This window comes from Variovorax sp. JS1663 (assembly GCF_002157355.1).
Taxonomy (GTDB): Bacteria; Pseudomonadota; Gammaproteobacteria; order Burkholderiales; family Burkholderiaceae_C; genus Variovorax.
Genome location: NZ_LYMK01000108.1, coordinates 1 through 2,910, shown reverse-complemented (window position 1 = coordinate 2,910; position 2,910 = coordinate 1). Strand labels below are relative to the sequence as shown.

The window sequence follows — 2,910 nt, the reverse complement described above, 5'->3', positions numbered from 1 at the left end:
GACATCATCCTTGCCGACGGCGAGGACGCCGGCACCTACCGCAGCGATGACTTCATCACCGCCTGGAGCAGCGGCAGCAACACCGCCCATCGGCCCGGGCGCTTGCTGCTCATGCACGTGCAGACCGCAATCTTGGGCGCCACCGAGTACCAAGGCGGCATCAGCTTCGAGTACGCGTCCTACATGGCCTCGTACATCAACCCCCTGGCCGACACCGACCTGTCCGGCCTGCTGGCCATGCGTGCCGAGGACATCGTCCGGCCCGACGACACCCGCAGCTACGCCGCCGGCACCCAGCACACCTACGCCCAGGTCAACGGCGGCAAGGCGATGGCCACCAACATCGGAAGCGGCGCCGACACCATCCATGCCGGTGCGGGCGACGACAGCGTCAACGCCGGCGCGGGCGACGACATCGTCTTCGCCGGCAGCGGCATCGATGCCGTGGCCGGCTACGAGGGAGACGACTTCATCGAAGGCGGCGATGGCGCCGACATCCTCTGGGGCGACTACGTCGCGCACAGCTCCAGCGGGCCGCAGAAAACGCAGATCGAGTTCGGCGCAACCTGGACCAGTCGGCTAGAGCTCGACCCCGCGCGCCATGGGCGCGACTACATCGATGGCGGCGATGGCGACGACGCCATCGTCGGCGGGGGCCAGGCCGACGTGCTCTACGGCGGCGCCGGAGACGACGCCATCTGGGGCGACGACAATGACCTGGGCGCCCCCTACGCCGGCGACGACTACCTCGACGGCGGCGACGGTGACGACGAACTCGACGGCGGCGCGGGCTCCGACGAGTTGATCGGAGGCGACGGAAACGACCTTCTCTTGGGCGACCCCGACAGCGCCTCGCTCGCAGAGCACGGCAACGACCGCCTCGACGGCGGCAACGGCAATGATTACCTGGAGGCCGGGGGAGGAAACGACTCGCTCGCCGGAGGATCAGGCGACGACACATTGCGCGGGGACGGCAGCGCGTTGTCCCAGGCCCTGAATGGCGCCGACTTCCTTGACGGCGAAGAGGGCGACGATCGCCTGTACGGCGATGGCGGAGACGACATCCTGCAAGGAGGCGCAGGCAACGACATCCTCGATGGCGGCGCCGGCAACGACACCTATGTTTTCGAGCGCGGCGACGGGCAGGATGTCATCGAGACCCTGGACAGCATCCAGGCCGGCGAGATCAACGTCCTGCGATTCGGCGCAGGCATCACCCGGGCGGACATCGAGGCATCGCGGGCGGGCAACGATCTCCTTCTTCGCATCCGCGGCGGCGATGACCAGATCCTGGTCTCCTCCTTCTACCTCGGCAATGACCCGCGCAACTCCATCAATCCCGTTCAAACAATCGTCTTCGCCGATGGCCAATCGCTGGCGAGCCACGAACTCATGGCAACGACGCAAGGGAGCGCTTCGCCTGACCGGCTGTATGGCTCTCTCGGTGCGGACGCCCTGTTCGGAGGTGATGGCCAGGACTCCATCTATGGGCTGGCGGGAAACGACTACCTGGATGGCGGCGCCGACAGCGACGAACTCATCGGTGAAGAGGGCGACGACACTTATGTGGGTGGTGGCGGGACCACTGATTTTGCCCGCGACTACAGCCTCAGCAGCAATGACACCTACCGCTATCAGTACGGGGATGGTTGGCTGATCGTCGAAGACAAAGGCGGCAGCGACGCACTGGAACTCGGCAGCCTCATCGCGCCAGGCGATGTCGCTGTGGGGATCGAAGACAGCGGAGGCTCCTTCAATGGCGTCTTGCTCACCTTCAAGGGAAACCCTTCGCAGAAAGTCTTGTGGACCAGTGTTTTCGGCGGCGATTCGGGTGCACTGATTGCCGATCGTTCGCTAGAAGCAATCAAATTCTCGAACGGTACCGTGTGGACCATCGACGACATCAGATCGCGCGCGCTGTGGGGCACCCCCGGCGATGACGTCATCCATGCCTTTGAGACAGACGACAACATCGATGGAGGGGATGGGAGCGACAGTTTGAATGGCAAGAACGGAAACGACACGCTCGCCGGCGGTGCCGGCAATGACGCCCTGCGCGGGGATGGAGGAGACGATCTGCTCCTTGGCGGCGATGGCGATGACTACCTGATCGGCATGTACGGCAATGATGTCCTGATCGGTGGCCCCGGCAATGATCGGCTGCTCGGGTACGGCGGCAACGACACCTACCGATATGCGCTTGGCGATGGCATCGATCTGATCAAAGAGGGGATGGGCTCTTTCTTGTACGGTAATGCTGCAGCGTCTGCAGCAGTGGGATTCGATCGGATCGAGCTGGCAATGACGCCCGACCAGATCTCTGACATCGAGGCGCGTCTAGGGGATCTGAAGATCATCTTCTCGGATGGCGGCAGCCTGACGATCGAATACATGTATGCCAGCATCAACGGCGCACTCCCACTCAAGGACATAGCGCCAGATTTCGGCGCCGTTGAAGAGGTTGTATTTGCCGACGGCACGCTTTGGACGTGGGCCGACCTGAAAGAGAAAGTCGCCACCATCCGCAGCGACGCAAACGACCGAACCGTCATGGGCAGCGATCGAAGCGAACGCATGTATGCCGGCGCAGGCGCAGACGTGCTGATCGGACTGGGCGGGGATGACCAACTCTATGGGGATGACGGCGACGATGAGCTGCAAGGAGGAGACGGCAACGACACCCTCTCCGGCGGCGCAGGCAGCGACACCTATGCCTTCGCGCTGGGCGACGGCCAGGACACCATCGACGAGCGCATCGACAGCGCGCGCGATACGGACACTGTCTCGTTCGCCGCGGGCATCGCGCCTGCCTCCGTCACGGCCAGCCGCGACGGGCTGGACCTGCTGCTCTCCTACAGCGCCAGCGACAGTGTCAGGATCAGGAGCTGGTTTGCCGACAAGGCCAAGCCG

The 2,910-nt window shown here is 64.3% G+C and carries 1 protein-coding gene; it reads left to right on the top strand.

The window, feature by feature from the left end:
• Positions 1 to 2,910, top strand: a 2,910-nt coding sequence (locus tag A8M77_RS34765; RefSeq protein WP_272947476.1) for a calcium-binding protein, incomplete at both ends; no start/stop codon positions are given.